Here is a 13,486-nt window from a genome sequence, read left to right as displayed (position 1 = left end):
ACCACCCGTCGCGGGTGGGGCCGACGTCGATGGCCCCGCCGAGCAGCTCGACGCGCTGGCGCATGCCGCGCAAACCGCGCCCTTCGGGTGACCGGGTGGCCGGCACCGCGGCGGGTAGCAGGTTGGTGACGGCGAGCCTCGCCGATGCGGGTGAAATGTCGAGCACCACACCGGCTTTCGACTCGGGCGCATGCTTGGCGATGTTGGCCAGCGATTCCTGGGTGATGCGGTACAGCGCGAGGCCGACCGCGGCCGAGACGTGATCGGTGGGCCCTTCGACGCACAGCGCGACGGCCAGGCCGGCCCGCTGGAAACCCTCGACCAGCAGCGCGATGTCGTCGATACCGGGTTCGGGCACGGTTTGCGCGGCCTTGGTCGGCCAGTTGTCGAGCAGCCCGACGGTACGACGGATGTCGGCCATCGCCTGGCGGCCGAGTCGCTCGGCCTGTTCTAAAGCCTCGACCGCGTCGTCGACGTCGCGATCCTGTTGCAGCGCGCGGCGCGCGCCGGTCACGTGCAGCAGGGTGATGCTGAGCGAATGGGCGATGACGTCGTGCACTTCGCGCGCGATGCGCCGCCGTTCGTCGGCGGCGGCGTGTTCGGCCAGCATGTCCTGCGCCGCAATCTGTTCGGCCAGCAGCAACCGCTGGGTGCGCATCAGGTAACCGAGCAGCCACCCCACCGCGATGAAGCCGAGGTATAACACCACCGCGTCGAGGCGGTGCAGTGCGGAGTCGGCGAGCAGCAGCGCCGCCGCCGACGCAGCAGCCAACAGGCCGACTAGCACCGACGCCAGCGTCGCGACGACCAGGACCATCAGGACCAACAACGCCGGGCCGAAATCGGCGTGAATCGGCGCCGACGTACCGAACAAAGTCAGCGCGGAGGAAGCCGACCAGGTGGCCCACAACGGCCCCGGGGTCATCTTCATGTTGAAGATCAAGAACGCGAACGACGGCGACAACGCCAGGGCGAACGCGGTCAGCGCCACGGGCAGGTCGGAGACGGGCCGCTGCAGCGTCCCGATCACGCCGCCGAGCACCAAGGCGACATCGACGGAGATCAACGCCGCCCAGGTGATACCGACGGGAATCAGCTCGCTTCGTCGGCGAAGCAATTCCCGCAGGTGATCCGCTGCGGCGTGCAACATCGTCCAATCCTAGAAGAGCCCCGTGCGTCGTCACATCCTGCTGCGGGCGGCACCCGCCTCCGCCCGTGGTAGGAGGTAAAGACTGCACTTCGGCACGACGCGCGGTGGGTGGCCGAGTTCCTAACGTCGAGTCATGACATGGACACTGCTGCACGACCGCATGGCCTTCATGGCCCAGGTGATCAAAGCCGCCGAGACGGACCCCGAGGCGGCACTTGCGTTGATCGACAAATCATCCGAGGTGTCCGAGCTGTTCGGCGACGAGGAGGGCTTGCTGCTCTCACTCGGCCAGCGTTGGATCACCATGCTGGTGGCCAAGCTGGATCAGGCGGCCCACGAGGGCGCGTCGGCCGAGCAGGTGCTCGCCGATCTCGAAGCCGCCGAGCCCGGACTGCACGCGCTGGTCGAGATCGGCACCCGCCGGTCGCTGCGGGTGCGCTCCCTCACCCGCGGCGAGCATGTGGCCGTGGGCCTGTTCGGCGGACCCACCAGCGATCGGCAGACCGTTGCATGACCGAATGGGAAGCCTTGCGCGCCTGACGTCGCGCTACGCGGTCGTCATCATCGGCCTCTGGATCCTGGCGGCCGCCGCGGCCAATCTCGCGGTTCCGCAACTGGAGCGCGTCGTCGACACCCATGCCCGGTCCTTCATGCCGCCCGGCGCGCCCAGCGCCGAGGCGGCCGCCCGAGCCGCCCAGTTGTTCAACCAGACACCCAGCAACAACTTCGTTTACGTTGTGCTGGAACGCAATCAGCGTCTGAAGCAACAGGATCGCCAGTTCTACGACGCGTTGACGGCCTCGCTGGGTTCGGACCAGCGCCACGTGTATGCGGTGACCGACCTGTGGTCGCAGCCCGCCACGGCCGCCGGCGCACAGAGTTCGGACGGCAAGGCGGTCAGCGTGATGGTGCGGCTCGCCGGAATGCTCGGCACCGCGCAGGCGCGCGATTCGGTGGACGCCGTGCGCGGCACCATCCACAACCTCGCGCCGCCGTCGGGCCTGGAAGTCCATGTCACCGGACCCGGCGCCACCATCGTCGACGAGTTCTCCGCGATCGACCGCCAGATGCTCGGCATCACCGCGGCCACCATCGGTCTCATCCTGCTGTTACTGCTGGTGGTCTACCGATCGCCGGTCGCGGCGGCTATCCCGCTGATCTCGGTGGGACTCGCCCTGGCTTTGGCGCGTGCCGTCGTCGCCGCCCTCGGCCAGTCCAATGTGGTTGAGGTGTCGCTGTTTTCGGTGGCGCTCATGGCCGCGATGACCCTCGGTGCCGGTACCGATTACGCGATCTTCCTGGTCGGCCGCTATCACGAAGGCCGCCGCAACGGCGTCGCCCCTGCCCAGGCCTTGACGCAGGCCTACCGTTCCATCGCGCCCGTGGTGATCGGATCGGCGCTGACGGTATCGGTCGCGCTGGCGTGCCTGGTGTTCGCGAAGGTAGGTTCGTTCCGCAGCGCCGGGCTGCCCTGCTCCATCGGCATTCTGGCGACCATGGTCGCGGCGCTGACGTTGACGCCCGCGCTGATGAGCCTGGCGATACGTCGCGGGTATCTCGAACCGCGACCGTCCACCACCGCGCGGCGGTGGCGCCGGGTCGGGACGTCCGTGGCGCGCTGGCCCGGCCCGATCCTGGTCGCCGCGCTGGGGTTGTGCCTGCTCGTCGCGCTGCCGTTGGCCGGCATGCGGGTCGGCTTCAACGAGCCCGCCGCGACGCCGTCGTCCACCGACTCCAACCGCGGCTACGCGAGCGCCGGAAGGCATTTCGCGGCGAACTCGCTGTTGCCCGACGTCGTCGCCATCCAAGCCGACCACGACCTGCGCAACCCCGCCGGCCTGATCGCCATCGAGCGAATCACGCGTCACATCATGGCCGTGCCGGGGGTGCGTGCCGTGCAGTCCGCCAGCCGCCCGGACGGCAAGGTTCCCGAACAGGCGACGCTGAGCTATCAGGCCGGTGTGCTCGGCCGCCAGTTCGGGGACACGATGGAGACGCTGACGCAGCGCCTCCGGCGCGTCTCCGAACTGGACGGTGCGCTGGCGCAGACGCAGCGGGCCGTCGACGGGCTGGGCAACGGATTACGGGGCGGCAGTGCCGGATTGGCGGACATGTCCGGCGCCGCCGAAGACATGCGGGCCGGCATGGACGGCCTGCAACGCAACGTCACGACGGTGTCGGGCTACCTCGACCCGTTGCGAGACTTCGTCGCGCGTACCCCCGACTGCGCGGCCAACCCGATCTGCTCGACGGTGGACCGGGTGCTTCAGCCCGTCGACAGCCTGGTGCAGACATCCACGCGGCTGGGTTCCGGCGCCGCGAAGCTGACCAGCGGCTCGACCACCGCCGCCACCGCGATGGCCACCCTGCCCCAGAGCGTGACGTCGATGAAAGACGCGTTGGGACAGGCCCGTTCGGCCACGCGCGACTTGCTGACGCTGTCCGACACGCTCGGGCCGCAGATGCATCAGCTGACCGACTACCTGAACGAGATCGCCACGCAATTCCAGGGCAGCGCCGTGGGGGACTTCTACATGCCGCAGCGCGCGTTGACCGACGCCCGGTACACCACCGCGCTGCGCCACCTCATCTCGGAAAACGGTCGCGCCGCATACCTGTTGGTCTATGGCGACGGTTCCGAATGGGGGGCCGATGGCGCCAAGCGGGCCGATCAGGTGCGCGCCGCCATCAAGGAGGCCACCAAGGAGGGGACGCTGACCCCGACCGAGGTGGACCTGGCCGGCGTGGGCCCGGTGACGGCCGATCTGCAGCGTTTCGTCGCCAGCGACGCGACGCTGCTGGCGGGCGCCGCGCTGGTGCTCATCTTCTTGATCGTCACGGTCATGCTGCGCAGCCCGGTGGCGGGCGTGGTCGTCGTCGGGACGGTCGTCACCTCCTACGCCTCAGCCGTCGGCGCCAGCGTGCTGATCTGGCAGCACCTGCTGCATCAGGACCTGCACTGGGCCGTGGCGCCTTTCGCGTTCATCGCGCTGATCGCCGTCGGCGCCGACTACAACCTGTTGCTCGCGCTGCGCATCAAACAGGAAGCGGCGGCGGGCCTCAAGACCGGCATCATCCGGGCCTTCGGCGGCACCGGCGGAGTGGTCACCGTCGCCGGCATCGTGTTCGGGTTGACCATGTTGGCATTGTTGACGAGCAGCGTGCTCAGCGTCGCCCAGATCGGCACGACCGTCGCGGTCGGGCTGTTGCTGGACACTCTGCTGGTGCGGGCCTTCATCGTGCCGTCCATCGTCGCCCTGCTGGGCCGGTGGTTCTGGTGGCCGAGCCCGCTCCCCCGCCGCGCCGCGGCGCCGAGCGTGAAAACGCCGGAGCGACAACGGGTTACTGCTGCGGCGGTATGACCGAGGACGGCAGCCCGACCAGCACGCCTTCGACGTCGCCGTCGACGCTCACCAGCAGGCCGCGCCCCGGCGGCAGGTTCTGGGCACGGACGTTCCGGTTGATCCGGTTCTGCGGATCGTTGTCCATATAGAGCTGAGCGACTTTCGCCGAGTTCTGGAAACGCATCCACGGATCCATTTGCAGCGTCGCCCAGTTCGCGCTGTTTCGGGTGGTGAAGACGTGCAACCCGATCTGGCGGGCGCGTTCCATCAGCTTCCACAGCGCCGCGCCCACCGGTGGTTTGGGTGGGTAGCTCTGATCCGGGCGCAGGTCCTGAATGTCGTCGATGAGCACGAAGTGCCGCGGGCCCTCCCACGGCTTGAGCTCGCGTAACTCCTCCTGGCTCAGGCCTTTCGGGGGCAGCCGCGGCAGCAGGACCTGCTGCGCCAAAGCGGTGATCACCTCGTCGATCTCGTCCTGGTCATAGGCGTACGCACGGACGTAGCCGGGACCGTGCAGATCGCGCAGGCCGTGCGGTGCGGTCTTCGGGTCGATCAGCGTCAGCTGCGCTTCCTCGGGGCTGAAGCGGCTCATGATCGCCTCGCCAATGGCGACCAGCGACAACGTCTTTCCGCAGCCTTGCCGTCCCAGGATCATCACTCCGGGGCTCTCGCGCAGCTTGATGGGAACCGGCCCCAGTTCGTGGCGCTCGCCGATGGCGAAGGCGATCGAGAGGTCGTCGCCGCTGGGGCGCGCCGCCTCGTAATCCAGGATCGCCTTCAGCGCCACCCGCTGCGGCAGTCGCTGCAGGGTGGCGTGCTTGGTGACCCCGGCGACGTCCGCGATGCGGGCCCCGACGTCGACGATGCTGACGACCGCGCCGGTGGCCGGGTCGGTCAGCGCCGGCACACCGACCCGCAGTTCGTGCAGGCTGTCGGTCAGGCCGAAGCCTGGCCGGTTCAGCGTCCGCCGGGCCGCGTCCCGCGACTCCAGCGACGAGTGCCCCATCTGGCTTTCGCTGGGGTCGGCCAGCCGCAATTGGATTCGCGCCGTGGCGTTTTGCAGCAGGCTTTGGCGCTGCCCGTGAATCCAGCCGCCGGCGCTGCACATCACGTGCACCCCGTATTCGGGGCCACGGCTGCTCAGCGAGATGATGCGATCGCCCAGCACGGTGTCTTTGGAGTACAGGTCGTCGTAGTCGTCGACCACCACGAACACATCGCCGAACGGGTCGTTGGCGTCGGTGCCGCCCAGCCCGTCGCTCCCCGGCCCGAACCGGCGTTCGCGGAAACCGTCGAGATCGATCTTGAGGCGCCGGAACGAATCCTCACGGGCATCGATCAAGGCGTCCATGCTGCTCAAGATCCGCTCGATGCCCTCGGCGTCCTTCGGCGACACGATGTCGGTGACGTGGGGCAGCGAGGCGGCCTGGGCGAGGGTGGCCCCGCCGATGCAAAAGAACGTCACGCGCGAGGGGGTGTACATCGTCGCCGCCGAGCACATCAGCGTCATCAGGGTGGTGGTCTTGCCGCGCTGCTTGGCACCCACCACGATCACGTTGCTGCGCAGTGCATCCACCGCATGCACGACCTGCTTGGACTCCTCGGGGATGTCCATGACGCCCACCGGGAACATCAGGCCCGCGTTGTGCCCGTAGTCGATGTGCCACGGCTTGCCCCGGTATCCGGCGACAAGGGCATCAATGGTCTCGGGTTCCTCCAGCGGCTCCAGCCACGGCCGGCGCGGCGAGCGGTGCGGCACCTCATGCAACGACTCGCGCAGCACGTCGACGATCTTCTTGCGCTTGAAACCGTCGTCGTAGTAGAGGAATTCGTCGGGCTCGGCGTCGACGGCGGCGGCCGCCTCCAGCGCCGTGGCATCGGAGGCGTCCAGCGGCTGGAACTGCCAGTTGTACAGCCGCGGCTTGGTCAGCGTCATGTCGACGGTGGTGGCGACCTCCTTGGTCTTGGGCACCACGAACGGCGCGGAGAGGTAGAAGCAGCGGAACGGCTCGAGATCGCGCGGGCCCACCTTCAGCAGGCCAAAGCCGTTTTCCTTCGACGGCAGGTGGTAGGCGGCGTCGCTGCCGATCACCTCGCGGCTGTCGTCACCGGACTCGGCCCGCAGCGCGATGCGAAAGGCGATGTTGGACTTGACCTTCTGCAGCGAGGACAGGTCCAGGCGCTGCCCGCCCAGCATGAAGAAGACGTTCGCGCCGCGGCCCTCCTGGCCGATGTGGATGATGAGATTGATCCACTTCTCGTGGTTGGCGAACAGCTCCAGGTATTCGTCGACGATGACCAGCAGCACCGGCACCGGCGGCAGGTCGCGTCCGGCGAGCCGGATCTCTTCGTAGTCGTTGGCGTCGCGCGCACCCACCGAGGTGAACAGTTCATAGCGCTGTTTGATCTCACCGTCGATGACCCGACGCATCCGCTCGGCCAGGTGGCGTTCGTCCTTGCCGAGGTTAGACAGCGCGGCCACCACGTGCGGGATGCCGAGGATGTCCTGGGCCGCCGACTCGAACTTCATGTCGACGAAGATGACGTTGAACGTTTCCGGCGAGTGGGTCAGCGCGATGCCGTAGACCAACGACAGGAAGAACTCCGACTTACCCGAGCCACTGGTCCCGATGACCACGGAGTGGAAGCCGAAGCCGCCGAAGTCCTTGGCGCGGATGATGATGTTCTGCAGCTCGCCGTTGGGTTTGGCCCCGACGGGAACCTCGCACCAGCGCTCGTCGCCGCGGCCGCGACGCTCCGCCCACAACCGGTCGACGTCCAAGTCCCGCGGGTCGCTGATACCCAGGGCTCGCAGCAATTCGGTTGCACCGCTGACCGAGTCGTTGATCTCGCTGCGGCTGGTCGGCGACCAGCGTGCCATCGCCCGCGCGTAGCGGTAGGCGCGGTGTATCGAGAGTTGATCCGCGTGGGCGAAGAATTTGCCGCGCACCCGCAGCAACGGGGCCGGGCGGTTGTCCTCGCCGTCGGCGTCAGAGCCGTTGCGGTGCAACGCGATTTTGCCGTTGGCCGAGCCGTTGGGTGAGCTGTGGCGTTCGCTGAGGTCGAACACCTGGTCGTCGCCGAAGCCCACGCCGGTGCCGATCCGGGAGGCGATGCGCAGCAGGGTGATTCCCGCCTTACCGACCTGTCCGACCACGCTCTCCCATGCGTCGGGGCTGCCGGTGTTGTCGTCGACGATCACCAGGTGCGGTCCGAGATCCACGGTGTCGGCGCCGGTTTCGAGCGTCGACCCCATCGCCGTCGGGCTGGCCGCGGCCAATGGTGTCCACGCGCCGCGCTTGCCCTTCATGTGCAGTTCGGCGCCCAGGGTTTCCTCGAGTTCCTCGGGCGTGGCGAAGACCAGCCGCCGAAAGCCGCACGCATCGAAGAGTTCGTCGTGCAGGTTGTGCGGCAGCCACACGATCCACGACCACACCTCGGGATTGCGGGTCACCACCATCAGCTTGACGTCGCGCGGGTTGTGGAACACGGCCAGGGAGCACAGCACCGAGCGCATCATGGAGCGCAGCCGGTCCAGGTCCGCGCCGACGAAGCTGAAGCCGGGCGCCGATCGCAGGTTGACCACCTTGGCGATGTCGCGAATCTTGCGCTGCTCCAAGATGAAATCGCGCAGGGCCTGCCCGGTTACCGGTTCGAGCTCCTCATCGGAGGCGATGTCGGGCCAGGTCACCGAGAGCACCGAATCCGGCGCGTGCTGCACGCCGGTGCCCAGCCGCACCTCGAGGAAGTCGGCGTCGCCGCGGCCGCGCTCCCACATTCGCGGGCCGCCGATGATGGCGCCCAACCCACGAGGATCGGAATGCACGAAGTTCTGCCATTCGCGCTGTGCGCACACCGCGGTCTGAATCTCGTCGCGGTTGCCGTCGAGGTCGCGCAGATAGCGGCGACGGCCCTTTTCCATTTCGCCCCAGGTGATTTTACGAGCGCGGCCGAAGCGGCCGGAGAACGCCAGCATGCTGAATGCGCCGATGCCCATCAGCGGGAAGAAGCCGGTGGTCAGGCTGCGCACGCCGGAGACGTAGAGCATGACGATGGTGCCGATGAGCGCCACGATCAGCGCAGGCACCCCGATCATCACCCAGATGTTGCGCGGCTCGCGCTCCGGTAGCGCGATCGGCGCGCTGGGCGCCACCCGGACCGGTTTCGGCGGCTCGATCTTGACGCGGTTGATGGGGAACGCTTTCTTGGACATTCTCTAGCCTCCCGGCTTCGCCGATGTCGTCACCACAGCCACCTTGCCGAGCGCCGGTACGGTGTCCCGCGCCACCAGCGCCGCCTCCCTTGACAATGCGGGGCCCGCCGCGAAGGTCCGCAGCAGCGGCCAGGGCGCCTGCACCGCCGACCCCGGGTCAAGGCCCAGCGCGCGTAACGTCGTGTCGTCGTTGGTGATGCCGAACCGCACCCCGTTGTCGGACACCCAGAACAGCGACTCCCGGGAGTCGGAGGTGACCACGCCGCTGGTCGATGTCACGAAATTCGCCGCACCCGGCAGCACCAGCACCTGGTTGGCGACCACCGATGCCGGGTCGCGGTCATCGCGTACCAGGTGCACGATGCGGTTGTCGAGGTACGACGGCGTGGGAAGTCCGCGTCCGTTGTAGACCACGACACGTGCCTGCGGGTCGGTCGAGCCCTTCTCCCAACCGACGCAAGTGGTCGGATCCGCCGCGGTGTCAACGAAGTTCAGGCGCTTGGTCGGGTAGTAGTCCACCGCCAGCGAGTTCACCTCGGGGATGTTGACCAACACGTCGGGAGCGACCACGCGAGGTGCCGTGGAACCGTAGGAGTTGGCGCTGCGCAGCAGGTCGGCGACGAAGCTGGTGATCTTTTGGACGCCGTCGGGCAACAGGACGTAGAACTGTTTGCCGCCGCTGGCGGTTTGGGCCTGCAACACCGCGCCGACCTGCGAGCCCGACACCCACGTCGACGGGGTACCCGCCAGGGGCACCGCGGGGACGCCGAGCGGTTCCGTCGCGGGCAGCGCGTCGTAGAGGGCCCGCGAAATCTCCACCGGCAGCGTCACTCCCGGGTCGAGACCGAGGCTCAGGGTGATCGCCCGGTTGGACGGATCGATCTGGGAGCGCTTGCCTCCCCAGATCACGAAGGTGTTGCCCTCGAACGTGACCAGCACCCCGGCGTCCTCGCTCAGCGGTGTGGCGCGGTCGAAACCGTCGAGTGGGCCGGCGATCGAGGTCACCACCGGGCGTTCCGGGCTGCGCGGGCGGCCGGCTGTATCGCAGACCGCCCACGCCGACGTCGCGCCCCGATGGACCGGCATCGCCGCCGGCGCTCCGGGGATGCCGACCAGCGGACCGGTCGGATACTTCGCTATCTCAGTGGGTTTCACCCACGTCGGCTGGTTTGCGGTGCCCGTCGCCAGGCGCGCGGAGGTCAAATTCAGCACGGGGTACAGCCTGCCGTCGATCCTGGCGTACAGCGCCCCGGAATCACGGTCGCCGATGATCGCCGAATCCCCCACGATGCCAGTGGGTTTCAGGACGTTCAGCAGCAGCATCCAGCCCGAGGCGATGGCCACCAGCAGGATCGACAGCACCAGCGCGGCGGTCTGCTTGCGGTCGTCGTGCTTCATGCGCACGGAGAAGCGGGTGGTGGCCGCGCGCAGGCGACGGTTGTAGAACAGGTGCCCGGAGTTCTGGTCGCGGTTAGACAAACTCAGCGGCATGCTCAGTACCCCTTGGGCGCTCGGTGAGGATCGGCCTGCTGAATCCGATCGGCCAGATTCGAAGCGTCGACGGCGACGCCGTAGCGGCCCATCGCATAGTTGATGAACGCGCACGCCTGCGCCACCAGGTTGTGGATGTCGCGCGAGGTGCCCGGCTGGTGATAGGCCGCGAACGTCGGCGCGATGAACTGCCAGGCACCCTTGCTCGGCGTGCCCCGTGCCGCGTTGGAATCCCAGCCGTTGACCGCGTTCGCGTCGTAGTTGGACTCGCGGCGAGCGACCAGGTCCATGCCGCGTTCCCAGCGAGCCCGGGCCGCCGGATCGTGAATACCCTTGATGTCCAACGCTTTACGGATAGCCGCCAACACCGCCGCGCGTCCGTTGCCCTGATTGCTGTGCATCGACCGCCCTTGCAGGTAGTGCAGGCGCCGCAGCCGGCGCGCGAGCAGCCTTGCCCGGCGGCGCGATCCGGCGACGTGCCGGTGTTGGGTCCGCAGCCGGGCCGCCATCCGGGCGACGGCCTCGCGGCGCCCCATCGGTGTATCGGCCGCCGGCGTCGTATCGGTCAGGGCCGCGTCCAGGTTGACCCTCGTCGCCGCGCGGCCGCGCGCGTGATCGGACCGCGCCGCGGCGATGATCTGCCCCAGCGCCCGATCGGCGTGGGCCAGCCGAGCCAACTGCGTCCTCGCGGCGCCCGACCGTGCGGCCGCCGCGGCGGGCAGGCCACTGTGCCGCTTCATCGCCTCGGCGTATGCCTGCGTCTGCGCCGGTGCGTCGCCGATCCCGTCGTCCCGCGTGGGTCGCGCGTACAGATTGTGGGCGCGCGACAACGCCGTGACCGCTTGCATTTTCAGGGGATCGGTCACCGACGTCCCCGCCCTAACCCACCTGTGCGCCCTGTGGGCGCCGCATCCGTGCCGGACACTTCGCGTTAGTACTCCCACACCCTTCTGGCCGCGTTTTCCGCGGTCGCTGCAGACGTACCAATAGCATGCACGTATCGACAGTTCTGCTGTCAATAACGGGCAATCCCAGATGACCCGCGCATTGGGCTTGGCCGGCCGCGATTACGTAGCGACCCTACTGCCGCGCCAATTACCCGACCACTCACCTTTCGGTGGGCTGTTTGGTCGGCTAGTCCTTCGGCTCGTCGTCGGACGGCATGATGACGATCCGGCGGTTGGGCCGGTTGGTGACGACGGTCGGCTTGGCCTCGCCGGACTTGTTGCCCGGGGCGCTCGGCGGCACCGTCAAGCGGCCCTTGATCGGCTGGCCGTTGGGCACGCCCGGGGCCGTGATCCGCTTTTCGACCGGGCTGTCCTTCTTGCCGCCTTCGCCGCCGGCGCCCATCGCGCCCGGGGGCATCATCGGCATGCCGGTCATGCCGGATTGGCCGGGCATTGCGGGCATGCCACCGGTCGGCGGCATCATCGGCGCTTTGGCGGCCGCGGGCGTCGTCGGCGGGGACGAGGTCGGCACCGGCGGCGGGCCCAACGAGCTAGCCGGGGTGGTGCCACCACCGCCGAGGCCGGCGCCGCCGCCACCGGAACCGCCGCCAAGTCCAGCGCCGCCGCCACCGCTGCCGACGCTGTCGACCAGGTGCGCGTCGTTAACGAGCCCGGCGCCGTGGGCGCCCTGGACTGCGCTCATCAGCGGCTGCAGGGCGCTCTGACCGGCCTGCATCGCCTGCTGCGGCAGCTGCGTCAGCGGTCCCATGACGCCACCGATCGCGCCGCCGACCGCACCGGTCACGCTCTGCAGCATCTGCTGGATCATCTGCATGTCCTGCTGGCTATTCGCCTCGTTGGCAGGGAACTTGGCCGCGGCGTCGGCTGCGTGGGCGCGCCGGTCCGCGTCGGCGGCCTCGACATCCGCTGCGTCTTTGGGGACCCCGGCGTTACCCGCTCCCGTTAACGCGCCGCCGCCCAGACCGCCGCCAGGCGAGTTATCAGGCGGGTGGCCGGGACCGGGGTTAGGGACCCGCGCCGGCACGCCGTTGGCTAAGCCGGTAGTCGTCGGCAGATCACTACTGATAGGGCCTACGCCGTGAACCACGGGGTCACCTCCGTCCCAGTAACATAGCCCGAGCGCTTGATGCGCACCGTTCGGCGCGGGCGAACGCTGATATGACGATCTTGGCACAAAACGCTGGCAACGCTATTCACCCGACAATTGCGGGCAATTACGAACCGCCCCGGTGACTGATCGCGTCAAACCAGGCCAAGTGATAATTCGCGAGGTAGTCGTGTCCATCAATTAGCGCCTCGATAGCCGCTAGAAGCATCCAATCCGCCACAGCCGCTGGGTTGTGGTCTGGATAAGCTGCCAGCACCGCGTGCTGGATGTCAGCGGCGCATTCGCGCAACATCTCGGCTTCGCTGTCGAGCACACCTGTCTTTCGCACCGCTGGCGCGGCTATAGCCTGCGCGATCCGCGGTAAACCATCGCGGCGGCGGACGGCATCCACCAAAGTGGGGCCGAGCTCATCGACCTGTGGTGCGGCCGAGCGGGCGGGCCGATCACCGCTGAGCGCAGGCTCGTCGGGACCTGGTTCGGCCACATACGTGTTGGCGTGATGGGCGGCCGCGACCGTGATAGCGCCCAGCAGATCCACCACGTTGGCGTCATGCCGTCGTGCCGACGGATCAAGAAGGGTGACATGCGCGGGCAACCGGACATGCGGCGGGATCCACCCGGCGGCGAGATCGGTGACGAGGAGCGTCGTGGTGCCGTCGTCGCGGAGCCCGGCAGCCCATGACAGCCGCGGCTCCTGGCGGGCCACCGCATCGACGAGCCGCTGCAGCCGCTGTTGCTCGGCGGTCCTCGCGGACACGGCGCCGGCGGTCGCGCCGGTAGCCGCCGAGGCGGCCGATGCGCCAGCCATCGTCGATGACCCCGCACCGGCCTGACCCGCGGCCGCCCCGGACGCCGTTCGCTCCACCGGGGAGACCAGTGGCCCGCCGGCGGACGGGGACGATGCGGGCGAAGACGCTACCGGTGCACCCGACACGGGACCGGCAGGGGTAGACGGTACGGATGGGGGCGCCACTACCGGCGGGCGCAGGTCGGAGCCGTAGGCGGGCAGCGATCCTGACGGGATGGAAGGTCCGCCACCGAGGGTTGGTGCGGGCGACGACCACGATGCGCCGGTCATGACGGGCGCAACTGAACCGCCTCCCCCGGTGGCCACCGGCGCGGGGGACGCCGCGGGGGGTGCATCGGCCGGAGTACCAGTCGGTATGAATGCTCCCGCGCTTGGTACTGTCGGCGTCACCGCCGGTGTTGCCT

Annotated in this window: 8 protein-coding genes; 2 read left to right on the top strand and 6 right to left on the bottom strand. The window is 68.6% G+C overall.

Features of this window, described 5'->3' with window-relative positions; genetic code table 11:
- Nucleotides 1-1,150: sensor histidine kinase (locus A5659_RS18215; RefSeq protein ID WP_067183157.1), on the bottom strand; the 1,150-nt coding region annotated here is incomplete at its 3' end.
- Between the two features lie 133 nt (nucleotides 1,151-1,283).
- Between A5659_RS18215 and A5659_RS18210 the strand changes: the two genes are divergently transcribed.
- Complete coding sequence (locus tag A5659_RS18210) at nucleotides 1,284-1,664, top strand: hypothetical protein (RefSeq protein WP_066861933.1); 381 nt, start codon at nucleotides 1,284-1,286, stop codon at nucleotides 1,662-1,664.
- Nucleotides 1,665-1,668: 4 nt separating this feature from the next.
- Nucleotides 1,669-4,512: an RND family transporter gene (locus tag A5659_RS18205; RefSeq protein WP_369829384.1), complete on the top strand. Its 2,844-nt coding sequence runs from the start codon at nucleotides 1,669-1,671 to the stop codon at nucleotides 4,510-4,512.
- Here A5659_RS18205 and eccCa read toward each other — a convergent pair.
- The 5 genes from eccCa to A5659_RS28600 all read right to left on the bottom strand — a co-directional run bounded on the left by eccCa (nucleotide 4,493) and on the right by A5659_RS28600 (nucleotide 13,082).
- Nucleotides 4,493-8,707, bottom strand: coding sequence for a type VII secretion protein EccCa (gene eccCa / locus A5659_RS18200; protein WP_067183151.1), 4,215 nt, complete (start codon nucleotides 8,705-8,707; stop codon nucleotides 4,493-4,495). The genes A5659_RS18205 and eccCa overlap by 20 nt on opposite strands.
- Before the next feature lie 3 nt (nucleotides 8,708-8,710).
- A complete protein-coding gene (gene eccB / locus A5659_RS18195; protein ID WP_067183148.1) occupies nucleotides 8,711-10,198 on the bottom strand; it encodes a type VII secretion protein EccB in 1,488 nt (495 codons plus the stop codon).
- 2 nt (nucleotides 10,199-10,200) lie between these two features.
- A complete protein-coding gene (locus A5659_RS18190) occupies nucleotides 10,201-11,046 on the bottom strand; it encodes a DUF4226 domain-containing protein (RefSeq protein WP_067183145.1) in 846 nt (281 codons plus the stop codon).
- A gap of 286 nt (nucleotides 11,047-11,332) precedes the next feature.
- The gene (locus A5659_RS18185) at nucleotides 11,333-12,127 is read right to left on the bottom strand and encodes a hypothetical protein (protein ID WP_067183168.1); all 795 of its coding nucleotides are present in this window, start codon (nucleotides 12,125-12,127) and stop codon (nucleotides 11,333-11,335) included.
- Nucleotides 12,128-12,380: 253 nt separating this feature from the next.
- Nucleotides 12,381-13,082 (bottom strand): DUF5631 domain-containing protein, encoded by a 702-nt coding sequence (locus A5659_RS28600; RefSeq protein WP_067183142.1) that lies wholly within the window; start codon nucleotides 13,080-13,082, stop codon nucleotides 12,381-12,383.
- Between the last annotated feature and the right edge of the window lie 404 nt (nucleotides 13,083-13,486).

The sequence above is a fragment of the Mycobacterium sp. 1165196.3 genome (assembly GCF_001673415.1).
GTDB classification, from domain to species: domain Bacteria; phylum Actinomycetota; class Actinomycetes; order Mycobacteriales; family Mycobacteriaceae; genus Mycobacterium; species Mycobacterium europaeum_A.
The sequence above is the reverse complement of the archived record's forward strand: the minus strand, read 5'-3'. Positions and strand labels throughout refer to the sequence as shown.

Coding starts and splice junctions, on each gene's coding strand:
- A5659_RS18190 (WP_067183145.1), bottom strand. CDS start 11,046: ATGCAAGCGGTCACGGCGTTGTCGCGCGCCCACAATCTGTACGCGCGA.
- A5659_RS18205 (WP_369829384.1), top strand. CDS start 1,669: ATGGGAAGCCTTGCGCGCCTGACGTCGCGCTACGCGGTCGTCATCATC.
- A5659_RS28600 (WP_067183142.1), bottom strand. CDS start 13,082: ATGGCTGGCGCATCGGCCGCCTCGGCGGCTACCGGCGCGACCGCCGGC.
- eccB (WP_067183148.1), bottom strand. CDS start 10,198: ATGCCGCTGAGTTTGTCTAACCGCGACCAGAACTCCGGGCACCTGTTC.
- A5659_RS18210 (WP_066861933.1), top strand. CDS start 1,284: ATGACATGGACACTGCTGCACGACCGCATGGCCTTCATGGCCCAGGTG.
- eccCa (WP_067183151.1), bottom strand. CDS start 8,707: ATGTCCAAGAAAGCGTTCCCCATCAACCGCGTCAAGATCGAGCCGCCG.